Here is a 24,236-nt window from a genome sequence, read left to right on the forward strand (position 1 = left end):
AAGAGGGTTGCTATGGGTATCAAGAAGATCAGCCTGGGACGCCGGGGAGCGGCGGCGGGCGCGGCCGAGGCCCCCGCGGGTATCGCGCCGGGAAGCGTGTTTGCCAAGCGCAAGGCGCCGAGCGGGCTGGGACGGACCCCCGTGGAGCAGATGTCGTCGTGGCTGTCGCGCATGCCGTTCGCCTCCCAGCAGCGCGTGCTGACCGGCGGCGTGGTGGTGTCGCTGCTGGCCCTGCTGGCCTCCGTGTACCTCGATAACCGCCAGGCGACCAACGGCGCGGCGCAGATCGAAATCGCCGGTAACATGCTCATGCACTCGCAGCGCCTGGGCAAGGCGGTGCCGGTGGCGCTGCTCGGCAATGCACAGGCTTTCACGCAGCTGCGCCAGTCCAAGGAAGAACTCGCGGCCGACCTCAAGGCGCTGCAGGACGGCAGCGACGAGCGCCACGTGCGCGCCACGACGGGCACGGCGCAGCCGCTGCTGGAGCGCGCGATCGACTCGTGGAAGCGCTCCGAGAAGAGCGCGGGCGACGTGCTCGCGCAGCAGCCCATCCTGACGCAGATCGGCCAGACGCTGCAGATCTTCAACGCCTCGAACCCCGAACTGCTCGAAGCCGCCGAACAGGTGGCCGCCATCAAGCTGCAGGCCGGCTCCAACGCGCGCGAGGTGGCCGCCTCCGCGCAGCTGGTGATGCTGACGCAGCGTCTGGGCAAGAACCTCAACGAATTCCTCTCGGGCGAAGGCGTGAACCCCGAGACCGCGTTCCTGCTGGGCAAGGACACGAACACGTTCCGCGAAACGCTGGACGGGCTGCTCAACGGCTCCGAACCGCTGCGCCTCTCGGCCGCGGCCGACGCGGAGACGCGTACCTACCTGCAGCAGCTCTCGCAGCGCTTCGACGCGGTGCAGAAGACCACGCAGACCATTCTGCAGAACCTGCCCGGCCTGATCGCCGCCAAGCGCGCGCAGCAGCAGATCTTCAACGACAACGAAGCGTTGCGCGGGGAACTGGGCTCGCTGCAGAGCGCCTACGTGGAAGCCGCGCGTTTCCGTCCGTGGACGCTCGGCGCGATGATCGTGTCGGCGCTGGCGACGCTGGTGTTCCTTGGCGGGCTGGCCGCGCTGTATCTGCGCGACTCGCGCCTGCGCGCGGTGGAAGCCGAATCGCGCGAACGCGAGGCGGATGCCCGCCGAATGGAAGAAAAGCGCACCAACGACGCGACCCAGAAGGCCATTCTGCAGCTGATGAACGAACTGCAGGACATCGCCGACGGTGACCTGACGCGTCAGGCAACGGTGACCGAGGACATCACGGGCGCGATCGCCGACTCGGTGAACTACACGGTGGAAGAACTGCGCGAACTGGTGGGCCGGGTCCAGCAGACCGCGGGGGAAGTGCAGAACGCCTCGAGCCAGGTGCAGGAAACGTCGGTGCAGCTGGCCGCGACCACGGAAGAGCAGTCGCGCCAGATCCGCCAGACCGGCGAGTCGGTGGTGGAGATGGCGGACCGCATCACGCAGGTGTCGCGCGGCGCGGCGGAATCCGCGAACGTGGCGCGTGCCTCGCTGTCCGCGGCCGAGCAGGGCCAGCACGCGGTGCAGAACGCCATCGCGGGCATGAACGACATCCGCGAGCAGATCCAGGAAACGTCCAAGCGGATCAAGCGCCTGGGCGAATCGTCGCAGGAGATCGGTGAAATCGTCGAACTGATCTCGGACATTACCGAACAGACCAACGTGCTGGCGCTGAACGCGGCCATCCAGGCCGCATCGGCCGGCGAGGCGGGCCGCGGCTTCTCGGTGGTGGCGGAAGAAGTGCAGCGCCTGGCGGAACGCTCGGGCGAGGCAACGAAGCAGATTGGCGCGCTGATCCGCACGATTCAGACCGATACGCAGGATGCCGTGCACGCCATGGAGCGCAGCACGCAGGGCGTGGTCGAAGGGGCCCGCCTGTCCGATAACGCCGGTGCCGCACTGGTGGAGATCGGCCGCGTGTCGCGCCAGCTTGCCGAGCTGATCGAGCAGATCTCGCAAACGACGTCGCATGAGGCGGACCTCGCCACCAACGTGGCACGCCATATCGAAGGCATCCTGCAGGTGACCGCGCAGACCACCGCCGGCACGCGACACACCGCGAGCTCGGTGCGACAGCTGACGGCACTGACCGAAGAGCTGCGTAACTCCGTGTCGCGGTTCAAGATCGCCTGAGTCCTCACGCCCGGACGCGTCCGGGCACAACCCAAGCCGTCATGTCCCTGAATTCCACCGTCCCGAGCGCCCTGAACGAGCCAAGCGACCCGAGCGATCCGGCTGAGCCGCTTTCCACCCACGCCGCCGCTGACATCGACAGCGGCGCGCCGGTGGCGGCGCAGCGCGACCTGTCGGTCCTCGCCTGGCTCGCGCCGAGCCTGCGGGCCGCGCTCGACGATGCCGCGAGCGAACTCGGCCATTACATGGACGAGGTCCGGCAGACGCCCGAGGCGCTCGGCGCGCGCGACACCACGTCGCTGCGCCTGGCCGGCCAGCAGCTGCATCAGGCCGCGGGCGCGGTGCATATCGTGGGACTGCGCGGCGTGGACGTGTATTGCCAGGCCTTGCGCCGGCTGCTGGAGGCCATCGACGCGGGGACGGTGCCGGCGGGCGCGGAAGCGCTCGCGGTATTCCGCCATGGCGTGCAGGCACTGGCCGAGTACGTCGACGACCTGATGGCCGGCGACGCGGAAGATCCGTTACGGCTGTTCCGTCCGTATGCCGACGCGCTGGCGCTGATGAAGGAAGAGCGCATCCATCCGGCCGACCTGTGGGTCGAGGAGCTGCAGATGCTGCCGGGCATGGTGCTGCCGTCGCGTTCGGCCACCGCCGTCACGCGCGCGCGCCAGCGCTTCGAGGCCGCGCTGCTGCGCGCGTTGCGCCTGCCCACGCCGTGCCATGACGCGTCGCTGTTGCGCGAGGCGTGGCTGCCGCTGCAGACCGCGCTCGACGAGGTGCGCAACCACGAGCAGGACTCGCGCCGCTCGTCCGATCATCCCGACCGCGGTATCTGGCATGTGCTCGCGCTCGTGTTCCGCGCGCTCGCGCACGGGCTGCTGCCGTCGGACCTGCTGGCCAAGCGCTTCGCGGCGCGCGCGCATCTGCTGCTGCGCCAGTATCTGCAGGGCCAGGTGCGCGTGCCGCAGGCGCTGCTCAACGAAGCGGTGTTCCTGCTCGTGTCCACGGGTTTGATGCCCGATCCGACGCCGGACGCCACCACGCCCGCGATGCAGGCCTCGCTGGACGTGCTGCGCATCGATATCGCGCGCTGCCTGCAGGCGTTCCGCATCGATGCCGCGCATGCGTCGGCGCGCGCGGACTTCCGTCTGCGCTACTACGGCTGGCTCGACCCGATCGATTCGCAGAACCTGCAGCAGGCCGCGGGCGCCATCGAGCGCGCGGCCGGTGGCGATGCCGCCGAATGGGAGCGCGCGCTCGCGGCGCTCGCGGAAGCCGCGATGCCGCTCTCGCAGCCCGCGTTACAGAAGCTTATCGCCACGGCCGCCGCACGCGGCGGCGAGGCCGGCGACAGTACTCGCGACGATGGCGGCGACGCCAGCGATGCGCGGGCCGAGGCGCTCGGACCGGCGGGACTCGTCCTGTTTCTCTCTCGCGCGCTCGCCATGCCGTGGCGCGTGCATGGCAACTCGGGCCATCCATCCGCGGCAGCGTTCGCGGCGCGCTGCGAGGCGCTGACGGCCTGCCTCGAGGATGCCGGCGCTGCCGTGCCCGACTGGTTCGCGGAGATGGTCGAGGCCGCGCAGGCGCAGACGCTGCGGACCGAAGCGGTCACGCAACTGCGCGCGCAGCTCGACAGCGGCGAGTCGTGGCTCGACACGTACGACCGCAATGCCGCCAATCCGGCGGGTCCCGGGGCGCCGGCCGTGTCCAGCGCGCTCGGCGACGCCATCGGTGCGTTCGATGCGCTGCGCGCGACGCTGGAACGCCTGCGCGACAGCGTCGCGATGCCCGAAGGCATCGACGCGGAAGCCGACGCCGCCCGCTCGGCGATGGCCGCGGTACGCGAGCGCCTGGACGCGCTCTCCGCGCTCGGCGGTGCCACTACCGCCGAAATGCGGCTGGACCGGTTGTCCGCCATCGCGTCCGAACTCGGCGCGGTGCATGCGTTCGTCGATACGCTCGAGTTCGGCCGCGGCAAGCGCAATGCCGATCCGCTCGCCGATGTCGAGAGCCTGCTGACGGGCGGCGGCGCGCTGGAAGGCACGTCTGGCGCCGCGCTGAATCCGCTGGCGGCCCCGCGCGCGGCCGCGGTCGATGCAATCCGCGTGGGCGCCGGTGCCGATTCGACCGAGGTCGCGCGTCTGCGCGCGGCCCTGCAGGTGGTGTCCGATCAGGCCGCGATCGACGACGACGCGGCGCTGCGCAAGCAGGCCCACGATGCCACCACGCAATTGCATGCGTGGCTGGCCGGCAGCGAATCGGCCGCGGAGCGGCTGGTCGTCGCGCTCGCGGAGCCGATGCCCGCGCCCGCGTCCGCGGGCGAGCAGAAGCCGGGTGCGCCGATGCCGACCGATGCGGCGGCCATCGATGCCGAGCTGCTCGAGATTTTCCTGGCCGAGGCCGAAGAGGTGCTTGGCAATGTCGCGCTGGACCTGCCCGGCGGGCTCGATGCGTTCCGCAATGCCGACGTGCTGAGCCGCGTTCGCCGCGCGTTCCACACGCTCAAGGGGTCGAGCCGCATGGTCGGCCTGACGCGCTATGGCGAGGCCGCGTGGGCGATCGAGCAGGTCATGAACCTGTGGATCGCCGAGGCGCGCGAGCCCGTGCCCGCGCTGCTGGCATTGCTCGAACGCGCGCACGCGCTGCTGGGCGACTGGGTCGCCGCGCTCCAGCGCGATCCGGCATCGCTGCGCGATATCACGTCGCTGGTCGAGGACGCGCAGCAGCTGCGCGAGCCGTCGCAGGGCGGCGCGCAGGCTGCGGCGGAGGAACCGCTGTCGCTCGATGCGCTGCTGGCCGCGCATTCGGAGGGCGCGACCGACAACGCGACCCACAACGCGACCCACAACGCGACCCACAGCGCGACCGACGGCGCGACCGACGTGGCGGGCGATATCGATCCGCTGGCCGAAGCGAACGAGCCGTCCGCGACGATCGTGATCGCGCCGTTCAACGACGCCGGCGATGCCATCGGCATGACCGCGTCCGACGACAACAACGTGCTGCCGTTCCGGCTGCCCGATGCGCTGTCTAACGACGACGATCACTTCAAGGTCATCGGTCCGATCCGCATCGGCCTGCCGCTCTACAACGTGTACCTGCAGGAAGCCGACGACCTGCTGCGCCAGTTCGCGACGGACCTGTCCGAGTGGCGCCTGTCGGGCTATCCGTCGCCGAGCGACCTGTCGCTGCGCGTGGCCCACACGCTGCAGGGCAGCGCCTCGACGGTCGGCCTCGAACCCGTGCGCGAGATCGCCGGTGCGCTCGAGCGCCTGCTGCTGTTGCTCGGCAATCATCCGGTGGTCATGCATCCGGGCGACTTCCGTCTGCTCGAACAGGCCGTGGAACGGCTGCGCGGCATGCTGCATCAGTTCGCGGCGGGCGTATGGCCCGATGCCGAGCCCTCGCTGTGCCGCAGCCTCGACGAGTTTGGCGACCGCGCGCTCGTGCGTCCGCGCGTCAACCTGCCGCCGCCGCAGGTCAGCGTCGGCAACGAAAGCTCCGTGGCGCAGCTGTTCGAACAACTGCCGCAGGCCTCGGTGCTGCCACTCGTGTCCGAGCCTTCGCTGCATGCGGGCACGGCATCTTCCGGCGCGCTGCCGTCGATCGATGCCGTCACGCCGCATCTGACGCCCGTTACCGAACTGCCACCCGTGCACGATGCGGTGGTGCTGCCGCTGCGCCAGCCGCAGGCCGCGACCCTCACGTCCTTCGCGCACGATCCTTCGCACAAGGAAGTCGTCGAGATCCGCGCGCCCGAGCCCGAGAACGATCCCTCGCTCGATGCCTCGCTGCTGGACCCGGCCCTCGTCGAGATCTTCCTCGAAGAGGCGCAGGGCAGCGCGCCCGAACTCGGCAAGCTGCTCCGCACGTGGGAGGCCGCGCCCGAGGAAACGCAGCATGGCGGGCTGATGCTGCGCGCGCTCCATACGCTGAAGGGCAGCGCGCGCATGGCCGGCGCCATGTCGCTGGGGCAGGCCGCGCATGAAATGGAAACGCTGGTCGAGGCCGCGGTGCGCGGTCAGCGCATCGAGCCCGATCTGTTCCGCCGGCTCTATGCCTGGTACGACCGCATCCTCGCGCACGTCGATGCGCTGCAGAACGGCCGCCTGCTGTCCGCCGACGACGCGGAAGTCGTCAACGGTCTCGTCGAGGCGCCCGCCGATCCTGCGGCGCCGCAGGGGCAGCCAGGCGAGGCATCGCAGGCGATCGCGGAGAGCGAGCCGGCGCAGGGTACCGGCGGTGCCGCGCTCGTGCCGGTGGCCGCGGCCTCCACGCCGCCCGCGACGCAGCTGCCGGCGCAGTCCGATGGCGAGCGCCAGCGCGCGATGGTGCGCGTGCAGGCGCGCGCGCTCGACACGCTGATCAACGACGCGGGCGAGGTCGGTGCCACGCGCGCGCGGCTGGACAGCGAGCTCGAGGCGCTGCGTTCGTACCTCGGCGAACTGAACGACAACGTCGCGCGTCTGCGCGGCCAGCTGCGCGAGATCGAGATCCAGGCGGAAACGCAGATGGCCTCGCGCATCGCGGACCAGCAGCAGAATCAGGAGTTCGATCCGCTCGAGTTCGACCGCTTTACGCGCTTCCAGGAACTCACGCGCATGATGGCCGAGTCGGTGAACGACGTGGCCACGGTCGAGCAGAACCTGCAGCGCGGTTTCGACCGCGCGTCCGGGGACCTCGCGGCGCAGGCGCGGCTCACGCGCGGACTCCAGCGCGGCCTGATGCAGGCGCGCATGGTGCAGTTCGATGCGCTGGCCGAACGGTTGTATCGCGTCGCGCGGCAGGCCGCCGGCGAGACCGGCAAGGAAGTGCGGCTGCTGATCAAGGGCGGTACGGTGGAGATCGACCGCTCGGTGCTGGACCGCATGGCCGGCCCCATCGAGCATCTGATCCGCAACGCGGTGGTGCACGGTATCGAGGCCGCTGCGGTGCGGCAGGCCGCGGGCAAGCCCGCGACCGGTTCGCTGTCGCTGGAAGTGCAGCAGGAAGGCAACGAGGTCGTGCTCCATTTCTTCGACGATGGCGGCGGACTGGACCTCGCGCGCATCCGCTCGCGCGCCATCGAGCGTCAACTGCTGTCGCACGACGACGATGCGAGCGAGGCGCGGCTGACCGAGATGATCTTCGCGCCCGGTTTCTCGACGGTCGATGCGGTATCGGAACTCGCGGGCCGTGGCGTCGGCATGGACGTGGTGCGCGCGGAGACCGTGGCGCTGGGCGGCCGGATCAACCTGACCACCGAAGCCGGCCGCGGCACGCGCTTTACCGTGCATCTGCCGCTGACCACGGCGATTACGCAGGTGCTGCTGATCTCCGTGGGCAACCGTCTGTACGCGATGCCGAGCGGCATGGTGGACCAGGTGCATCAGCTACGCTCGCAGCCGCTGCTCGAAGCCTACAACGCGGGCACCTATGCGGCGGCGGGCGGCGACGTACCGTTCTTCTATTTCGGCACGCTGCTCGAGGAAGCCGCGGCCATTGCGTCGGGCCGCAAGTATTCGCCGGTCGTCGTCGTGCGCTCGGGTGCCGAGCGTGTGGCGGTGCACGTCGATGAAGTGGTCGGCAACCGAGAAGTGGTGGTGAAGCATATTGGGCCGCATCTCGCGCGTCTGGAAGGCATTGCCGGCGCGACGACGCTCGGCGATGGCGAGATCGTGCTGATCTACAACCCGGTGGTGCTCGCGCAGCGCTTCGTGCGCGAACGTGGCGACCAGCCGGCGGCACTGCCGATGCCGGCCACGGCCGAGGCCATCGGCGCGGTGGCCGAGATCGGCCGCGCGGGCGATGCCACGCCGGTACCGGGTCTGGCCACGCGGCCGACCGTGATGGTGGTGGACGATTCGCTGACCGTGCGCAAGGCGAGCCAGCGGCTGCTCTCACGCGCGGGCTACCAGGTCGTGCTCGCGCGCGATGGCGTGGATGCGCTGAAGCAGCTGCAGGAGGTGATGCCCGATGCGATGCTCGTGGACATCGAGATGCCGAACATGGACGGCTTCGACCTGACCCGCAACGTCCGCGCGGACGATCGTACGCAGCATATGCCGATCATCATGATCACGTCGCGCACCGCGGAGAAACACCGCAGCTACGCGATGGAGATCGGCGTGGACGTGTACCTGGGCAAGCCGTTCAACGAGGACGAACTGCTGCGTACGCTGCACGAACGACTCGGCGAGCGCGCGGCTGGCACGGCAGGTTCCGTCGCGCAGATGCTGGGCGAGTAATTCGCGTCCGGAAAAACAAGGGGCCCCGCGGGGCCCCTTTTCTATTTGCGGCTGACCATCGCCGCCGGCACGGAGAGCGCCAGCGCCGCACCGACCACCATGCAGGCCGCCAGCAGATACATCCCCGAGTCCGTACTCTGCGTGGCGTCCTTGAGCCATCCCACCGCATACGGGCTGATAAAGCCCGCGAGGTTCCCCAGCGAGTTGATCAGCGCGATCCCCGCCGCGGCGCCGGTCCCCGCGAGAAACGCGGTCGGCAGGCTCCAGAACAGCGGCAGCGTGGTCAGGATGCCGATCGTGGCCAGCGTCAGCGCCACCATCGCCAGGGTGGTATCGGCCCGCCAGTGCACCGACAGCACGAGCCCCACCGCACCGATCAGCGCCGGAATCGCGATATGCCAGCGGCGTTCGCCACGCCGGTCCGCGCTGGACGCAAAGAGGACCATGCCGATTACCGCGCAGCCGTACGGAATCGCGGTCAGCAACCCGATATGCAGCGCGCTGCTGACGCCGGTCTGCTTGATGATCGTCGGCAGCCAGAAGCTCACGCCGTACAGGCCCATGACGAAGCTGAAGTAGATCGCCGCCATCAGCCACACGCGCGGGCTCGACAGCACGCGGCCGATCGGCGGATCTTCCTTGTGCTGGTCCTCGGCCGCGATATTGCGCTCGAGCACGGCCTTCTCGTCGGCGGTGAGCCACTTCGCATGGCCGATGCGATCGTCGAGGTAGGCCAGCACCCACAGTCCCACGAGTACCGACGGCACGCCTTCGATCAGGAACATCCACTGCCAGCCGGACCAGCCGTTATGGCCGTCGAACGCCTGCATGACCCAGCCCGACAATGGTCCGCCGATCACCCCGGAGAGTGCGATCGCGGTCATGAAGTAGGTGGTCGTGCGCCCGCGCCGGGCGGCCGGATACCAGTAGGTCAGGTAGAGAATGATGCCGGGGAAGAAGCCGGCCTCGGCCACGCCAAGCAGAAAGCGCAGCACGTAGAACATGGTCGGCGTGGTCACGAACATCATGGCCGCGGAGATCAGCCCCCACGTGATCATGATCCGCGCGATCCAGATACGCGCCCCGACGCGATGCAGGATCACGTTGCTCGGCACCTCGAACAGGAAATAGCCGATAAAGAAGATGCCGGCCCCGAGCCCGTAGATCGTCTCGCTGAACTTGAGGTCGTTGAGCATCTGCAGCTTGGCAAAGCCCACGTTGACGCGATCGAGATACGCGACCACGTAGCAGAGCAGCAGGAAGGGAACCAGCCGCCAGCTCACCTTGCGGTAGATGGCGTCTTCGGATGTCGTATTGACGCCGGAATCGACTGTAGCCGCGGTCATCGTTTGTCTCCTCGTTATAGGGATACCGCCAACAGCAAAAACAAAAACGGGTTTACACGCACCGGCCTCCGTCGACCTCGATGCACGTTCCCGTAATGAAAGCCGCCTCGTCGGACGCGAGATACAGGCACGCATTCGCCACGTCCGCCGGCGTGGACATGCGTCCCATCGGAATCGTGGCAAGAAATTTCGCGCGGTTCTCGGGCGTGTCCGGCATGCCCATGAACTGCTCGAGCAGCGCCGTGGCGCCGATGACCGGATTGACGCAGTTGACGCGAATATTGTCGGGCCCGAGCTCGGCAGCCATGGCCTTGCTCGCGGTGATGACCGCCCCCTTGCTGCCGTTGTACCAGACCAGCCCGGGACGCGGCCGGATGCCGGCGGTCGAGGCGATATTGACGAAAACGCCGCCGCCGCGCTTGCGGAAATGGGGAATGAAGTGATGCGCGGCCCAGTAGATGCTCTTGACGTTGACCGCGTAGACGCGATCGAACTCGTCTTCCGAGATCTCGAGGATGGGCTTGTTGCGATGCGTGGTGCCCGCGTTGTTGACGACGATATGCACGTCGCCGAATGCCGCGAGCGTGGCATCGCGCATGGCGCAGACGTCGGTGCCGCGCGAGACATCGGCAGGCACGGCCTGCGCGCGTCCGCCATCGTCGCGAATGGCGGCGGCCACGCGTTCGGCCGCTTCGAGGTTCATGTCGGCCACCATCACCGCCGCGCCCTCGCGCGCGAAGGTCTGCGCGATGCCCGCGCCGAAACCGGACCCGCCGCCCGTGACGACGGCGACCTTGCTGGCAAGTCTCATCTGGTGTCTCCTCGTTGGGCCCGCCGCGGTCTGTCGCCGTCGATCGAAGCCGGTGGTTTCCCCTCTTAGTGCGAGAACGGTCCCCGTCCGCGCAGCGCGTTCGCCACCATCATCAGCGCGAGCAGGAGCGGCAGCGCGACGTACAGGCACCAGTGGACGCGATCGCCCACGGTTTCGCCCCATTTGCGCTTGAAGACCTGGAGGCGCGGCATGCCGGACGGGTTGGTGGCGCGCTTGTTCTTCACGTGCCACGCCATCCAGAAAAAGAAGATGGCAAATGCGACCGACAGGAAATTGATGTTACCCATGTTGAATGGCGATGGTTTTCAGTGTGGTGAATCCGTACAGGGCCTCGAAACCCTTCTCGCGGCCGTAGCCGGACTGGCCCGCGCCGCCGAAGGGCAGCTCCACGCCGCCGCCGGCGCCGTAGTTGTTGATGAAGACCTGGCCCGCGCGAAGTTTGCGTGCAAGGCGCATCTGGCGGCCGCCGTCGCGCGTCCATACGCCCGCGACGAGGCCGTAGGGCGTGCCATTGGCCAGCGCGAGCGCTTCTTCCTCGGTATCGAACGACATGGCCGCGAGCAGCGGGCCGAAGACTTCTTCCTGCGCCAGGCGGTGCGTGGGCGGGACGTCGCGGAACAGCATCGGGACCTGATAGTAGCCGGCCTCCGGCGCTTCGCCGACGATATGTCCCTGCGCGACCACGGCGATGCCGGCATGCTGCGCGTCGGACACGAAGTCCCACACGCGTTGCTGCTGCTTGCGGCTGATCAGCGGGCCGCATTCGAGGTCGAGCGCGGAGGGGCCCACGCGCAGCGACTCGAAGACGCCAGCGAGCTGGTCGAGCAGCGCGTCGTAGACGGGCCGCTCGACGAGCAGGCGGCTGCCGGCCGAGCAGGTCTGGCCCGCGTTCTGCACGATGCCGTTGACGATCACGGGCAGCAGCGCGTCGAGGTCCGCGTCGGCGAACACGATCTGCGGCGACTTGCCGCCGAGCTCCAGCGTGACGGGCACGTGATGCTCGGCCGCGAGCTGGGCCACGAGCTTGCCGGTCTCGGGCGAGCCCGTGAACGAGAGATGGTTGATGTCCGGATGGCGCGCGAGCGCCGCACCGGCTTCATGGCCGTAACCGGTCACGATATTGAGCGCGCCCTCGGGCAGCCCGGCTTCGGCGGCAAGCTCCGCGACGCGCAGCAGCGACAGGCAGGCGTCCTCGGCGGGCTTCACCACGCAGGCATTGCCCGCGGCGAGCGCGGCACCGACGCTGCGGCCGAAGATCTGCAGCGGGTAATTCCACGGAATGATATGGCCCGTCACGCCATGCGGCTCGCGCACGGTCAGTACCGTATAGCCGGGCTGGTACGGAATCGTCTGGCCGTGCAGCTTGTCCACGGCACCGGCGTAGAACTCGAAATACCGGGCCACGGCGCGCGCGTCGGCCTGTGCCTGGCGCAACGGCTTGCCGGTATCCCGCGCCTCGAGCGCGGCCAGCTCGTCCTCGTGCGCGATCAGCGTCAGCGCCACGCGATTGAGCAGCCGCACGCGGTCGGCCGGCGCCATCGCCCCCCAGGCACCCTCATACGCGCGCCGCGCGGCGTGCACGGCCACGCTGATATCGGTGCCATTCCCGCGCGCGATCTCGGCAAACGGCTCCCCGCTCGACGGATCGAACACCTTGATCCGCAACCCGGAGTCGGGTGCGATCAGACGGTTGGCTACGAAATGCTGGGCGTGCATGAATGTCTCCAGCTCATGAATTGAGCGAATGCCAATGCGGCATTATCGCGCATTCGCGGGCCCGGCTATAATGCCCGCCATCCGACAACACCAGCCATCTGGAGAATCCGCATGAGCTTCAACCTCGTCTCCCCGGGCAAGGACATTCCCAACGATTTCAACGTCATCATCGAAATCTCCGCCCAAAGCGATCCCGTGAAGTACGAGGCCGACAAGGAAACCGGCCTGCTGTTCGTGGACCGCTTTATCGGCACCGGCATGCGTTACCCGGCCAACTACGGCTTTATCCCGCAGACGCTGTCGGGCGACGGCGATCCCGTGGACGTGCTCGTGCTGTCGCCGTTCCCGATCCTGGCCGGCGCGGTGGTGCGCTGCCGTGCCCTCGGCATGCTGAAGATGACCGACGAAGGTGGCGTGGACGCCAAGCTGGTGGCCGTGCCCGTGGACAAGCTGTCCCCGGCCACCGCGTTCATGAAGGGTCTCTCGGACGTGCCGCAGAACCTGCTCGACCAGATCAAGCACTTCTTCGAGAACTACAAGGCACTCGAGCCGGGCAAGTGGGTCAAGGTGGACGGCTGGGCCGGCATCGAGGAAGCCCACAAGGAAATCGCGGACGGCGTGGCGAACTACAAGAAGTAAGCCGCACCCAGTCAGCCGCACGCGCCCGGATCCCGGGCCGCAGGACAAAACCGCCAGCGATGGCGGTTTTTTTTATGCCTCAGCGCCTGGCGAACGGATTCCGGTCGTCGAGCTCGTCCAGATAGGCGCTCATCCCCTCGCGCTCCCGCTCCAGAAACCGCTCCACGGCATCGGCGAAGGACGGATGCGCCAGCCAGTGCGCCGACCGCGTCGCCACGGGCAGGAACCCGCGCGCCATCTTGTGCTCGCCCTGCGCGCCGCCCTCGAACGTGCCGATCCCCTCGGCAATGCAGAACTCCAGCGGCTGGTAGTACGCGGTCTCGAAATGCAGGCAGGGATGGTGCTCGAGCGCCCCCCAGTAGCGGCCATACAGCGTGCTGACTGCCGGATCGGCGTCATAGACCACCAGCGACGTCGCAATCGGCCGGCCCTCGCGCTCGGCCACGACCAGCAGCAGGTTCTCGGGCATTTCCGCCCCGATACGGCGGAAGAAGTCGAGATTCAGATAGGGCGTGGAATGGTGCTCGCGATAGGTCTGCCGGTAGCACCGGTTGAACAGCTTCCAGGCGTCATCGTCGATCTCCGCCCCGCGCAGCCAGCGGAACGTGATGCCGGCCTCGGCCACGCGCCGCCGCTCGGCCCGGATGTTCTTGCGCTTCTTCTGCGACAGCGTCGCGAGGAACGCCTCGAAATTCGCGTAGCCGGCGTTGGTCCAGTGGAACTGCACGCCGTGCCGCATCATCATGCCGGCTTCCTGCAGCAGCGGCTCCTCCTCGGCGGAGGGGTAGAGCACGTGCAGCGAGGACATGCCCGACTCCTCGGCCAGGGCCAGCGCCACGCGCACGAGCCATGCGCGCGCCTCGGCGCTCTCGGCCAGCAGCCGCGCCCCGCGTACCGGGGTGAACGGAATCGCGGACAGCCATTTCGGGTAATACTCGACGCCGTGGCGCTGATAGGCGTCGGCCCAGGCCCAGTCGAACACGTATTCGCCATAGGAGTGCGCCTTGGCGTAGAGCGGCATCGCGGCGGCCAGGCGCGCGTCGGCACCGTCGCCGGCCCAGAGCGTCAGGTAGCGTGGCGACCAGCCCGTCTCGTCGGTCGCGCTGCCGCTCGCATGCAGTGCATGGAGAAAGGCATGGCGCAGGAACGGCGTGGGTTCCGGCTGGGCCGCGAGCAGCGCGTCCCATTGCGCGGGCGCGATGCGGCTCAGGTCCTCGACAATCTCGGTACGGAAATCGGCAAAGCGGGAATCGGACATCATGTCATGAACTGCCGCGACGGCGGCGCCGGACGAGTCTACCGGATTTGCCCCACCGATGTTGGCCGCACTCGGGCCGCCGACGCCTACGCGACGTAGAATGCGACTATGCACGGCGCAAGCCAGACCATCGAGCCACAAAAGGCAACCATGACGCATCCGTTCTTCAACCTGTATTCCCACGGCTTTGCGCGCGTGGCGGTGGGCGTGCCCGAGTGCCGCGTGGCCGATCCCGCGTTCAACGCCGAACAGACCATCGCGCTCGCGCGCGAGGCCGCGGCCAATGGCGCCGCACTCGTCGCGTTTCCCGAACTGGGCCTGTCGGCCTACACCTGCGACGACCTGTTCCACCAGCGCGCGCTGCTGCGCGAATGCGAACTGGCGCTGCAGCAGATCGTCGAGGCGTCGGCGACCATGGCGCCGGCCATCGTCGTCGGCATGCCGCTGCTGGTCGAGCACCAGCTGTTCAACTGCGCGGTGGTCGTGGCGGGCGGCGCGATCCGCGGCGTGGTGCCCAAGAGCTATCTGCCCAATTACTGGGAGTTCTACGAGGCGCGCCAGTTCAGTGCGGCCGACAACGCGACCGTCTCGCGCATCTCGCTGCTCGGCGCGACGGTGCCGTTCGGCGCGGGGCTGCTGTTCGAGGTGGAAAACATTCCGTTCTTCCGTTTCCACGTGGAGATCTGCGAGGACGTGTGGGTACCCGTGCCGCCGTCGTCGTTCGCGGCGCTGGCCGGTGCCACCGTGCTCGTGAACCTGTCCGCGTCGAATATCGTCATCGGCAAGGCCGGCTACCGGCATCAGCTCGTGTCGCAGCAGTCCGCGCGCTGCCTCGCGGCCTATCTGTACACGTCCGCGGGCAAGGGCGAATCGACGACCGACCTCGCATGGGATGGCCAGGCCCTGATCTACGAAAACGGTGAACTGCTCGGCGAGTCCGAGCGCTTTTCCGACAAGTCGCATCTGCTGTGCGCCGATGTCGATGTCGAACGGTTGTCGCGCGAACGCATGCACCAGGTGACGTTCGGCCATTCGGTGCGCCGCCATCGCGAGGAAGTGGCGCGCTTCGAGGTCGTGTCGTTCCGCGTGGACGTGCCCACGACCGAGGCGCTGCCGCTCGCGCGCCATGTCGCGCGCTTCCCGTACGTGCCCGCGGACCCGCGCCAGCGCGACGAGCGCTGCATGGAGGTCTACAACATCCAGGTCCAGGCGCTCGTGCAGCGGCTTTCGTCCAGCAAGCTGTCGAAGGTGGTCATCGGCGTATCGGGCGGGCTCGATTCCACGCATGCGCTGCTGGTCTGCGCGAAGGCGATGGACCGGCTGGGCCTGCCGCGTTCGAATATCCTCGCGTACACGATGCCGGGCTTTGCCACGAGCGACCGGACGCTGAAGCAGGCGCGCGAACTGATGGCGCGCGTGGGCTGCACCGCGAGCGAGATCGATATCCGCCCGAGCTGCATGGCGATGCTGAAGGACCTCGATCACCCGTACTCGCGCGGCGAGCCCGTGTACGACGTCACGTTCGAGAACGTGCAGGCCGGCGAGCGCACCAACCATCTGTTCCGGCTGGCCAACCATCACGGCGGGATCGTGATCGGCACCGGCGACCTCAGCGAGCTCGCGCTCGGGTGGTGCACCTACGGCGTGGGCGATCATATGTCGCACTACAGCGTCAACGCGAGCGTCCCGAAAACGCTGATCAGCCACCTCGTGCGCTGGGTCGCGGACACCGGACAGGTCGTGGAGGAGGGCAAGGACGTGCTGCTTGCCGTGCTCGATACCGATATCAGCCCCGAACTCGTGCCCGCTGGCGCGAAGCAGGGCGGCGAGGCAGACGAGGCCCCGGGCCAGAAGACCGAGCAGATCATCGGGCCGTACGAACTGCAGGACTTCAACCTCTATTACACGCTGCGCTTCGGTTTTTCGCCGTCGAAGGTCGCATTCCTGGCGCAGTCCGCATGGGGCGACCGCGAGCGCGGCGTCTGGCCGAATGGCCCGGAAGTCGCGCGCAACGCGTACGAACTCGCCGAAATCAAGCGCATCCTCGCGATCTTCGTCGATCGTTTCTTCCGCACGAGCCAGTTCAAACGCTCCTGTATTCCGAATGCACCGAAAGTGGGCTCGGGCGGATCGCTGTCGCCGCGCGGCGACTGGCGCGCGCCCAGCGACGCCGAATCGGTGGTGTGGATGCGGGATCTGGCGCGGATTCCAGACTGATGGAAAGGGCGGGGCAAGGGGGGTGAAACCGCCCAAGGTGGGCCAGCGCACGCTTTTTTCGAGGTGCCGCTGGCGCCGCGCCCGATCCGTCAGAATCGTTTCGCGTTAAAATCGGGCATCTTTGACGACAAAACGCAGGGGCCAGACATGAAGCAGATTACCGCGATCATCAAACCGTTCAAGCTCGACGAAGTGCGCGAGGCGCTGGCCGATGTGGGCGTGACCGGTCTGACGGTCACCGAGGTAAAGGGCTTCGGCCGCCAGAAGGGGCATACCGAGCTGTACCGCGGCGCCGAGTATGTCGTGGACTTCCTGCCCAAGATCAAGATCGAGGTCGTGGTGGCCGAGAATCAGCTCGACACCGTGCTCGATGCGATCGTCAAGGCCGCGCACACGGGCAAGATCGGCGACGGCAAGATCTTCGTCACCGAGATCGAGCGCGTGATTCGTATCCGCACGGGCGAGCAGGACGAAGCCGCGGTCTGAGTCCTCGGACCCCGCAAAAAAAAAAAAACCGGCCTCGGCCGGTTTTTTTATGTCTTCGCGTCTTGCGTACTCAGCTCGGCAGTTTCCATCCGAACTGCACGGACACCAGCCGCATCGTCATGGTGACGAGCGACCCCGCCAGCAGCGCCACCTCCTGATCGGCGCGCAGCCACGTCAGTCCCACATAGACCCAGCAGCCGACGAATGAACAGGTGGCATACGGCGACCGGTCGCGCAGGATCATCGGCACCTCGTTGCACAGCACGTCGCGCACCACGCCGCCGAACACCGCGGAGATGATGCCCATCATGACGGCAACGGTCGGCGTCATCTGCGCAACCAGCGCGAGCGACGTGCCCGTGACGGAAAACAGGCCGAGGCCGATCGCATCGGCCACGAGCATCGCGCGGTCGGATGCCACGGAGCTCACCACACGAAAGACGATGGCCGCGCCGATCGACATCGCGAAGATCAGCATCACGTAGTACTCGTGCTCGACCCAGTAGAACGGCCGGCGGTCCAGCAGCACGTCGCGCACGGTGCCGCCGCCGAATGCGGTGGCGAAGGCAACGATAAACGTGCCGACGGCATCGAGCCGCTGCTTGCGCGCATCGACCACGCCGGAGATGGCGAACGCGAGCACGCCGATGACCTCCATCACGTGGAGGATCAGGGGCAGGCGCCCCATCAGCAGGTCGAAGGGCAGATGCAAATGCATCAAGTGCGAGGCTGACGCAGCAATACCATCACGGCGCCGGCGCCGCCCTGCGTCTCGCGGGCCTGCACGAAGGCGATGACCTCTTCTTTCTGCACGAGCCAGCTGCGCACCTTGCCCTTGAGCACCGGCAGCTTGTCGGGCGAGCCATTGCCCTTGCCGTGGATCACGCGCACGCAGCGCACGCCGTTACGCACGGACCGGCGCAGGAACTCGGCCAGCGCCTCGCGCGCTTCCTCGCGGCGCAGGCCGTGCAGGTCGATCTTGTCCTGCGGCACCCATTCGCCGCGGCGCAGCTTGCGGATGACGTCGAGCCCGATGCCGGGACGGCGGAACGACATCTCCTCGGTGTCGAGCAGATTCTCGATATCGAACTCGTCCGATAACGAGGCCTCGAGCACGGCCTGGTCGTTCAGCTGGCTTTGCACCGGAACTGGTGCGGGATGTTGCGGGGGATGGCTCACGCGATTGCGATCGCGCAGCTGATTGACGCCGCCGATGCTGCTGCGGAAGACGTTGGCTTCCTCGTGCGCGCGCTGCGCGGCCGCCTCGGCGGCAATGCGCTCGGCCTCGCGCCGTTCGGCATCGGCCTTCAGACCGTCGCGCAGGCTGGCGAGATCGCCAAGGCCAAGGCGTTGTCCGGAAGGGCGGTTGGATTTGGGGGCGCCTTGCGACATGGAAACTTCTCCGTAAGCACGACGCCGATTATAGCCATCGCCCGCCGCCCCGGCCCCACCCGTGGGGAGGGGCGCGGCGGCGGCGCGGCTGACGCCTGCGATTACTTCAGCGCTTCGACGTAGCGCTGCGCGTCGAGCGCGGCCATGCAGCCCGTGGCCGCGCTGGTGATCGCCTGACGGTAGATCTGGTCCTGCACGTCGCCGGCCGCGAACACACCCGGGATGCTGGTCGCGGTGGCGTCGCCGTTCAGGCCGCTCTTGGTCACGATATAGCCGTTGTTCATCTCGAGCTGGCCCGTGAACAGATCGGTGTTCGGCTTGTGGCCGATCGCGATGAACACGCCCGCGAGCTGCTTCGCCTCGACGTCGCCGGTCTTGACGTTGCGGATGTTCACGCCCGTCACGCCCGAATCGTCACCGGTCACTTCGTCCAGCACGCTGTCGAAGCGGATCTCGACGCGGCCTTCCTGCGCGCGTTGCAGCAGGCGGTCGCGCAGGATCGGTTCCGCGCGGAAATCGTCGCGGCGATGGATCACGGTGACCTTGCTCGCGATGTGCGACAGGTACAGCGCTTCCTCGACCGCGGTATTGCCGCCGCCGACGACCGCGACTTCCTGGTTCTTGTAGAAGAAGCCGTCGCAGGTCGCGCAGGCGGATACGCCGCGGCCCATGAACGACTCTTCCGAGGGCAGGCCCAGGTACTGGGCCGAAGCGCCGGTGGCGATGATCAGGGCATCGCACGTGTATTCGCCCGCGTCGCCGATCAGCCGGATCGGGCGTTCGGTCAGCTTGGCCGTGTGAATGTGATCGAAGATGATTTCCGTGTTGAAGCGCTCGGCGTGCTCCAGGAAGCGCTGCATCAGTTCCGGGCCCTGCACGCCGTTGGCGTCGGCGGGCCAGTTTTCCACGTCGGTGGTGGTCATCAGCTGGCCGCCCTGGGCCAGGCCGGTGACGAGAACCGGGTTCAGGTTGGCGCGCGCCGCGTAGACGGCGGCGGTGTAACCCGCGGGCCCGGAGCCGAGAATCAGCACTTTTGCGTGTTTGGACATGATGCGTTCCTTTACTGGCGCGGCTTCCTCGCTGTGGAAGCCTCACGCCGGCTTGAATTCGAAGCCGCCATTATAAGTGGTGCGGCATTTGCTCACTGTTGCAAATTCCAATGGGGGCGATAGCCGCCGGCGAGGGTAAAATGGCCGCCATCGTCCACATTCGGCACTCCGTCTCCTGCATGGCCCGAGCTACCACGACAACCCGTACCGACCCGTCCGCGCTGCCTTCCCGCATCGGCAAGCTGCTCGGCGAAGTACGCTGGTTCCTGCTGCTAGCCGTCACGCTGGGTTTCCTCTGCGTGCTGGCCAGCTACAGCAAGGCGGACCCCGGCTGGTCCCACGCCAACCAGGTGGCCGATATCCACAATCTCGGCGGCCGCGTCGGCGCCTGGCTGGCCGATGTGCTGTTCTTCATCTTCGGCTTCTCCGCCTACTGGTGGAGCGTGCTGCTTCTGCGCCGCTGCTGGCGCGGCTGGCGCACGCTGACGGCCGAACTCCCCGAACGCGCGCACGCCGATGCCGGCGAGGGCAGCGCCGCGGTCAGCTGGATCGGCTTCACGCTCACGCTGGTATCGAGCATGGGCCTCGAGGCCATCCGCATGTATCCGCTGCGCGCGGCGCTGCCGCGCGCGCCGGGCGGCGTGCTCGGCGACCTGCTCGGCGGCTGGCTGCAGATCGCGCTCGGCTTCTCCGGCGCGACGCTGCTGCTGCTGACGATGTTCGCGATCGGTCTGTCGCTGTTCTTCCATTTCTCGTGGCTCTCCGTGGCCGAACACGTCGGCGGGTTCGTCGAGTCGCTGTTCCTCGGCTTCAAGGCGCGCCGCGAAAGCAAGCAGGACCGCATCATCGGCGAGGCCGCCAAGGTCGAGCGCACCGAGACCGTCGAGGTCCAGCGCGTGCGCATCGAGGAAGCCACGCCCGTGCAGATCGTGCGCCCGCAGGCCGTGCCCAAGCACGAGCGCGTGGAGCGCGAAAAGCAGCAGCCGCTGTTCGCCGACATCCAGGACTCCGACCTGCCGCCGCTGTCGCTGCTCGATCCGATTCCCGCGCATCAGGAAACCGTCAGCGCGGAAACGCTCGAGTTCACGTCGCGCCTGATCGAGAAGAAGCTCAAGGACTTCGGCGTCGAGGTCAAGGTCGTGGCCGCCTACCCGGGCCCCGTCATCACGCGTTACGAGATCGAGCCGGCCACGGGCGTCAAGGGCAGCCAGGTGGTGAACCTCGCGCGCGATCTCGCGCGCTCGCTGTCGCTGGTCTCGATCCGGGTCGTGGAGACGATTCCGGGCAAGAACTACATGGGGCTGGAGCTGCCGAATCCCAAGAGGCAGACCGTGCGCCTGTCGGAGATCCTCGGCTCGCAGGTGTACAACGAGAGCGCGTCGGCGCTGACGATGGCGCTCGGCAAGGACATCGCCGGCAAGCCGATGGTGGCCGACCTGGCCAGGATGCCGCACTGCATGGTGGCCGGCACGACGGGCTCGGGCAAGTCGGTGGGGATCAACGCGATGATCCTGTCGCTGCTCTACAAGGCCAAGGCCGAGAGCGTGCGGCTGATCCTGATCGACCCGAAGATGCTCGAAATGAGCGTCTACGAAGGCATTCCGCATCTGCTGTGCCCCGTGGTCACCGACATGCGCCAGGCCGGCAACGCGCTGAACTGGGCCGTCGGCGAGATGGAGCGCCGCTACAAGCTCATGAGCAAGCTCGGCGTGCGCAACCTCGCCGGCTACAACAAGAAGATCGAGGAAGCGGCCGCGAAGGAAGAGAAGATTCCGAATCCGTTCAGCCTGACGCCGGACGCGCCGGAGCCGCTCGAGAAGCTGCCGATGATCGTGATCGTCATCGACGAGCTGGCCGACCTGATGATGGTCGTCGGCAAGAAGGTCGAGGAACTGATCGCGCGTATCGCGCAGAAGGCGCGCGCCGCGGGCCTGCACCTCGTGCTGGCCACGCAGCGGCCGTCGGTGGACGTGATCACGGGCCTGATCAAGGCCAACGTGCCCACGCGTATCGCGTTCCAGGTCAGCAGCAAGATCGACTCGCGCACGATCCTCGACCAGCAGGGCGCGGAAGCGCTGCTGGGCATGGGTGACATGCTGTACCTCGCGCCGGGCACGGGCCTGCCCATCCGCGTCCATGGCGCGTTCGTCTCCGACGATGAAGTGCACCGCGTGGTGGACAAGCTCAAGGAAGCGGGCGAGCCCAACTATATCGAGGGCATTCTCGAGGGCGGGCTCGTCGATGGCGATGGCGCCGGCGACAGCCTGGGCGGCGGCGCCGGTATCGGTGGTGGCGGTGCCGAGGCCGATCCGCTCTACGACCAGGCCGTCGAGGTCGTGATCAAGAACCGCCGCGCGTCCATCTCGCTCGTACAGCGGCACCTGCGCATCGGCTACAACCGCGCCGCGCGGCTGCTGGAAGACATGGAAAAGGCCGGGCTGGTCTCGGCGATGTCGGGCAACGGCAATCGCGACATCCTCGTACAGGGCGGTGCCGCCGGTGCGGGTGCCGGCGCCCGCGACGACGAGTAGTCGGCCGGCTAACGCGCTGTTACGTCCGTCACAGGCTGGCCGGGAATCCCCCGGCCGCGCCGCGCTCTAATCGGACAGACACCGGACAGACCGGACAGACCGGACAGACCCCAGGGAAAGGAAATAGACTCATGCGATTTCGCGTTTTTGCGTCCACCGTCGCGGCAGTGACGACCATGCTGGTCATGACGCCTGCCGCCCATGCTGCCGCCACCGACCAGCTGCAGAGCTTCGTGTCGAGCGTGAAGAGCGCGCGCGGCGAATTCACGCAGAAGCAGGTCAAGGGGCAGGGCGATATCCTCAAGGTGGCCGGCCAGTCGAGCGGGACCTTCACGTTCGCGCGGCCCGGCAAGTTCGTCTGGCGCTATACCAAGCCCTACGACCAGCTGCTGCAGGCCGACGGCCAGACGCTGTACATCTACGACAAGGACCTGAACCAGGTGACCGAGCGCAAGCTCGATGGCGCGCTGGGTTCGAGCCCCGCGGCGATCCTGTTCGGCAGCAACGACTTCGAGAAGAACTTCAATGTCGCCAATGGCCCGACGCGCGACGGTATCGAGTGGCTCGAGCTGACGCCGAAGTCGAAGGACACGCAGTTCGAACGCATCGGCATCGGTTTCAAGGGGGGTAATCTGGAGGCCATGGAACTGCGCGACGCGTTCGGCAATACCACGCTGCTCACGTTCACGAATATCCAGAAGAATCCTTCGCTGCCGGCGGACACGTTCCGGTTCGCGGTGCCGAAGGGCGCCGATGTCATGAAGCAATAAGGTCGATCGATGTCCCACGCCTCCATTCGTTACCTGCCCTTTGTCTCGCTGAGCACGGCGGCGACGCTGGCCGCGCTCGGTGCCGCCACGCTGATGTCGGGCTGCGCCGCGCCCGGCAGCAGCCGTCATTTCGACGTCGACGCCTTTCTGCGCGGTTCGGACACCGCGCTGCCCGAGGTCATCGGCAATGCCGACTTCCTCAAGGCCACGCGTGTCTCCACGACCGAGTGCGCGACGCTGCTGCAATCGCCGACCAGCGGCGCGCTCGAGGACCTGCCGCCCACGGGCCTGCGCCCCGCGTGGCTGCTGCATCCGGCCGGCACGCCCGACAAGGTGTGGCTGATCGTCAGTGAAACGGGGGGCGAGCGCAGCTGCCATGGTCCGCTGCCGGCCGATGCGATGAAGACGCTGGCCGAGCGCGCCAGGGGCTGACATGACAAATTTGTAATTTGACCCCCTTGATGCGAATGATTATCGTCATCGGCTGACATCCGTTCACGGAGAAGACGATGACGAAGCTAGGGGGAAGGGCGGCTGTGGTGGCCGCGGCGGCCGCGTTGCTGAGTATTTCCATGGGCCTGCCTGCACAGGCAGTCGCTCAGGAAAAGGTGCTCAATCTGTACACCGCGCGCCACTATCAGACCGACGAGTCGCTGTACAACAACTTCACGCGACAGACCGGCATCAAGATCAACCGCATCGAGGGCCAGGAAGATCCGCTGCTCGAGCGCATCCGCAACGAAGGCGCCAACAGTCCCGCCGACGTGTTCATCACCGTCGATATCGGACGGCTCTGGCGCGCGCAGCAGGCCGGCGTCTTCGCCCCCGTGAAATCGAAGGTGCTGGAGTCCCGCATTCCCGCCAACTATCGCGACCCCGCCGGCGAATGGTTCGGTTTCTCGGCCCGCGCGCGCGTCATCGCGTACAACAAGACCGCCGTGAAGCCTGGCGATATCACGCGCTATGAGGACCTTGCCGATCCGAAATGGAAGGGCAAGGTGTGCACGCGGTCGAGCGGCCATGTCTATAACCTGTCGCTGGTATCGAGCCTGATCGCGCACGATGGCGAGGCGAAGACCGAAGCGTGGGCGCGTGGCGTCGCGGGCAACCTCGCGCGCGCGCCCAAGGGCGGCGATACCGATCAGCTCAAGGCCGTTGCGGCCGGCGAGTGCGATGTCGCGATCTCCAACACGTACTACATCGCACGCCTGCTCAAATCGACGAAGCCCGAAGACAAGGCCGTCTCCGAAAAGCTCGGCGTGGTGTGGCCGAACCAGTCGAGCCAGGGCGTGCACATGAACATTTCCGGCGGCGGCATGCTCAAGCATGCGCCGAACAAGGAAGCCGCGGTGAAGTTCCTCGAGTACCTGGCCAGCGACGAAGCACAGGCTTACTTCGCCGATGGCAACAACGAGTGGCCCGTGGTGCCGAGCGTGAAGATCGCGAACCCGGCGCTCGAGTCGCTCGGCACGTTCAAGGCCGACAGGATCGGCGTCGCCGAACTCGGCAAGTACCAGCCGGAAGCGCAGAAGCTCGTCGACAAGGCCGGCTACCGCTAATCC

Annotated in this window: 17 protein-coding genes; 9 read left to right on the forward strand and 8 right to left on the reverse strand. The window is 67.4% G+C overall.

The window, feature by feature from the left end; genetic code table 11:
- Window positions 1-12 precede the first annotated feature (12 nt).
- Together AAHB16_RS08180 and AAHB16_RS08185 are read left to right on the forward strand one after the other, a co-directional pair.
- Window positions 13-2,208: a methyl-accepting chemotaxis protein gene (locus AAHB16_RS08180; protein WP_342050591.1), complete on the forward strand. Its 2,196-nt coding sequence runs from the start codon at window positions 13-15 to the stop codon at window positions 2,206-2,208.
- Between the two features lie 41 nt (window positions 2,209-2,249).
- Window positions 2,250-8,438, forward strand: a complete 6,189-nt coding sequence (locus AAHB16_RS08185) for a hybrid sensor histidine kinase/response regulator (protein WP_342050592.1) — start codon at window positions 2,250-2,252, stop codon at window positions 8,436-8,438.
- 41 nt (window positions 8,439-8,479) lie between these two features.
- On the opposite strand, the gene AAHB16_RS08190 is transcribed toward AAHB16_RS08185, so the two are convergent.
- From AAHB16_RS08190 to AAHB16_RS08205, 4 genes are all read right to left on the reverse strand, one after another.
- Window positions 8,480-9,784: an MFS transporter gene (locus AAHB16_RS08190; protein WP_342050593.1), complete on the reverse strand. Its 1,305-nt coding sequence runs from the start codon at window positions 9,782-9,784 to the stop codon at window positions 8,480-8,482.
- Between the two features lie 52 nt (window positions 9,785-9,836).
- On the reverse strand, window positions 9,837-10,595 hold the full coding sequence (locus AAHB16_RS08195) for an SDR family oxidoreductase (protein WP_150370936.1): 759 nt from the start codon (window positions 10,593-10,595) through the stop codon (window positions 9,837-9,839).
- A 65-nt stretch (window positions 10,596-10,660) separates the two neighbouring features.
- Complete coding sequence (locus AAHB16_RS08200) at window positions 10,661-10,903, reverse strand: hypothetical protein (protein ID WP_342050594.1); 243 nt, start codon at window positions 10,901-10,903, stop codon at window positions 10,661-10,663.
- The gene (locus AAHB16_RS08205) at window positions 10,896-12,332 is read right to left on the reverse strand and encodes an aldehyde dehydrogenase family protein (protein WP_342050595.1); all 1,437 of its coding nucleotides are present in this window, start codon (window positions 12,330-12,332) and stop codon (window positions 10,896-10,898) included. Before AAHB16_RS08205 ends, AAHB16_RS08200 begins: the two co-directional genes overlap by 8 nt.
- Window positions 12,333-12,443: 111 nt before the next feature.
- Here AAHB16_RS08205 and ppa point away from each other — a divergent pair, with 111 nt between their 5' ends.
- The gene (gene ppa / locus AAHB16_RS08210; protein ID WP_150370939.1) at window positions 12,444-12,971 is read left to right on the forward strand and encodes an inorganic diphosphatase; all 528 of its coding nucleotides are present in this window, start codon (window positions 12,444-12,446) and stop codon (window positions 12,969-12,971) included.
- Window positions 12,972-13,050: 79 nt separating this feature from the next.
- Here the strand turns inward: ppa and AAHB16_RS08215 are convergent, their stop codons facing one another.
- On the reverse strand, window positions 13,051-14,229 hold the full coding sequence (locus AAHB16_RS08215; protein ID WP_150373703.1) for a GNAT family N-acetyltransferase: 1,179 nt from the start codon (window positions 14,227-14,229) through the stop codon (window positions 13,051-13,053).
- Between the two features lie 150 nt (window positions 14,230-14,379).
- Here AAHB16_RS08215 and AAHB16_RS08220 point away from each other — a divergent pair, with 150 nt between their 5' ends.
- Both AAHB16_RS08220 and glnK read left to right on the forward strand, forming a co-directional pair.
- Window positions 14,380-16,446 carry an NAD(+) synthase gene (locus tag AAHB16_RS08220; RefSeq protein WP_342050596.1) on the forward strand — a complete coding sequence of 689 codons (2,067 nt, stop codon included), beginning with the start codon at window positions 14,380-14,382 and terminating at the stop codon, window positions 16,444-16,446.
- 147 nt (window positions 16,447-16,593) lie between these two features.
- Window positions 16,594-16,932, forward strand: coding sequence for a P-II family nitrogen regulator (gene glnK, locus AAHB16_RS08225; protein WP_006162803.1), 339 nt, complete (start codon window positions 16,594-16,596; stop codon window positions 16,930-16,932).
- A gap of 70 nt (window positions 16,933-17,002) precedes the next feature.
- Here the strand turns inward: glnK and AAHB16_RS08230 are convergent, their stop codons facing one another.
- The 3 genes from AAHB16_RS08230 to trxB form a co-directional block, all read right to left on the reverse strand.
- Window positions 17,003-17,650 (reverse strand): trimeric intracellular cation channel family protein, encoded by a 648-nt coding sequence (locus AAHB16_RS08230; RefSeq protein ID WP_150370941.1) that lies wholly within the window; start codon window positions 17,648-17,650, stop codon window positions 17,003-17,005.
- Window positions 17,650-18,324: a Smr/MutS family protein gene (locus tag AAHB16_RS08235; protein WP_150370942.1), complete on the reverse strand. Its 675-nt coding sequence runs from the start codon at window positions 18,322-18,324 to the stop codon at window positions 17,650-17,652. The genes AAHB16_RS08230 and AAHB16_RS08235 overlap by 1 nt, the downstream gene beginning before the upstream one ends.
- Before the next feature lie 101 nt (window positions 18,325-18,425).
- Window positions 18,426-19,373 (reverse strand): thioredoxin-disulfide reductase, encoded by a 948-nt coding sequence (trxB, locus tag AAHB16_RS08240; protein WP_150370943.1) that lies wholly within the window; start codon window positions 19,371-19,373, stop codon window positions 18,426-18,428.
- A 179-nt stretch (window positions 19,374-19,552) separates the two neighbouring features.
- Between trxB and AAHB16_RS08245 the strand changes: the two genes are divergently transcribed.
- The 4 genes from AAHB16_RS08245 (at window position 19,553) to AAHB16_RS08260 (ending at window position 24,233) form a co-directional block, all read left to right on the forward strand.
- Entirely contained in the window at window positions 19,553-21,904 is a 2,352-nt protein-coding gene (locus AAHB16_RS08245) for a DNA translocase FtsK (RefSeq protein WP_150370944.1), read from the forward strand.
- A 131-nt stretch (window positions 21,905-22,035) separates the two neighbouring features.
- A complete protein-coding gene (lolA, locus tag AAHB16_RS08250; protein ID WP_150370945.1) occupies window positions 22,036-22,674 on the forward strand; it encodes an outer membrane lipoprotein chaperone LolA in 639 nt (212 codons plus the stop codon).
- Window positions 22,675-22,683: 9 nt separating this feature from the next.
- Window positions 22,684-23,106 (forward strand): hypothetical protein, encoded by a 423-nt coding sequence (locus AAHB16_RS08255; RefSeq protein WP_150370946.1) that lies wholly within the window; start codon window positions 22,684-22,686, stop codon window positions 23,104-23,106.
- Window positions 23,107-23,183: 77 nt separating this feature from the next.
- Window positions 23,184-24,233 carry a Fe(3+) ABC transporter substrate-binding protein gene (locus tag AAHB16_RS08260; RefSeq protein WP_342050597.1) on the forward strand — a complete coding sequence of 350 codons (1,050 nt, stop codon included), beginning with the start codon at window positions 23,184-23,186 and terminating at the stop codon, window positions 24,231-24,233.
- Window positions 24,234-24,236: the final 3 nt, after the last annotated feature.

Source organism: Cupriavidus sp. OTU4054 (assembly GCF_038440175.1).
GTDB lineage: Bacteria > Pseudomonadota > Gammaproteobacteria > Burkholderiales > Burkholderiaceae > Cupriavidus > Cupriavidus pauculus_D.

What these genes read in the sequence shown, in the direction of transcription:
- AAHB16_RS08245 (WP_150370944.1), top strand. Translation starts at nt 19,553, where the DNA reads ATGGCCCGAGCTACCACGACAACCCGTACCGACCCGTCCGCGCTGCCT.
- trxB (WP_150370943.1), bottom strand. Translation starts at nt 19,373, where the DNA reads ATGTCCAAACACGCAAAAGTGCTGATTCTCGGCTCCGGGCCCGCGGGT.
- AAHB16_RS08260 (WP_342050597.1), top strand. Translation starts at nt 23,184, where the DNA reads ATGACGAAGCTAGGGGGAAGGGCGGCTGTGGTGGCCGCGGCGGCCGCG.
- AAHB16_RS08235 (WP_150370942.1), bottom strand. Translation starts at nt 18,324, where the DNA reads ATGTCGCAAGGCGCCCCCAAATCCAACCGCCCTTCCGGACAACGCCTT.
- AAHB16_RS08215 (WP_150373703.1), bottom strand. Translation starts at nt 14,229, where the DNA reads ATGTCCGATTCCCGCTTTGCCGATTTCCGTACCGAGATTGTCGAGGAC.
- AAHB16_RS08230 (WP_150370941.1), bottom strand. Translation starts at nt 17,650, where the DNA reads ATGCATTTGCATCTGCCCTTCGACCTGCTGATGGGGCGCCTGCCCCTG.
- ppa (WP_150370939.1), top strand. Translation starts at nt 12,444, where the DNA reads ATGAGCTTCAACCTCGTCTCCCCGGGCAAGGACATTCCCAACGATTTC.
- AAHB16_RS08200 (WP_342050594.1), bottom strand. Translation starts at nt 10,903, where the DNA reads ATGGGTAACATCAATTTCCTGTCGGTCGCATTTGCCATCTTCTTTTTC.
- AAHB16_RS08255 (WP_150370946.1), top strand. Translation starts at nt 22,684, where the DNA reads ATGTCCCACGCCTCCATTCGTTACCTGCCCTTTGTCTCGCTGAGCACG.
- AAHB16_RS08180 (WP_342050591.1), top strand. Translation starts at nt 13, where the DNA reads ATGGGTATCAAGAAGATCAGCCTGGGACGCCGGGGAGCGGCGGCGGGC.
- lolA (WP_150370945.1), top strand. Translation starts at nt 22,036, where the DNA reads ATGCGATTTCGCGTTTTTGCGTCCACCGTCGCGGCAGTGACGACCATG.
- AAHB16_RS08205 (WP_342050595.1), bottom strand. Translation starts at nt 12,332, where the DNA reads ATGCACGCCCAGCATTTCGTAGCCAACCGTCTGATCGCACCCGACTCC.
- AAHB16_RS08195 (WP_150370936.1), bottom strand. Translation starts at nt 10,595, where the DNA reads ATGAGACTTGCCAGCAAGGTCGCCGTCGTCACGGGCGGCGGGTCCGGT.
- AAHB16_RS08220 (WP_342050596.1), top strand. Translation starts at nt 14,380, where the DNA reads ATGACGCATCCGTTCTTCAACCTGTATTCCCACGGCTTTGCGCGCGTG.
- glnK (WP_006162803.1), top strand. Translation starts at nt 16,594, where the DNA reads ATGAAGCAGATTACCGCGATCATCAAACCGTTCAAGCTCGACGAAGTG.
- AAHB16_RS08185 (WP_342050592.1), top strand. Translation starts at nt 2,250, where the DNA reads ATGTCCCTGAATTCCACCGTCCCGAGCGCCCTGAACGAGCCAAGCGAC.
- AAHB16_RS08190 (WP_342050593.1), bottom strand. Translation starts at nt 9,784, where the DNA reads ATGACCGCGGCTACAGTCGATTCCGGCGTCAATACGACATCCGAAGAC.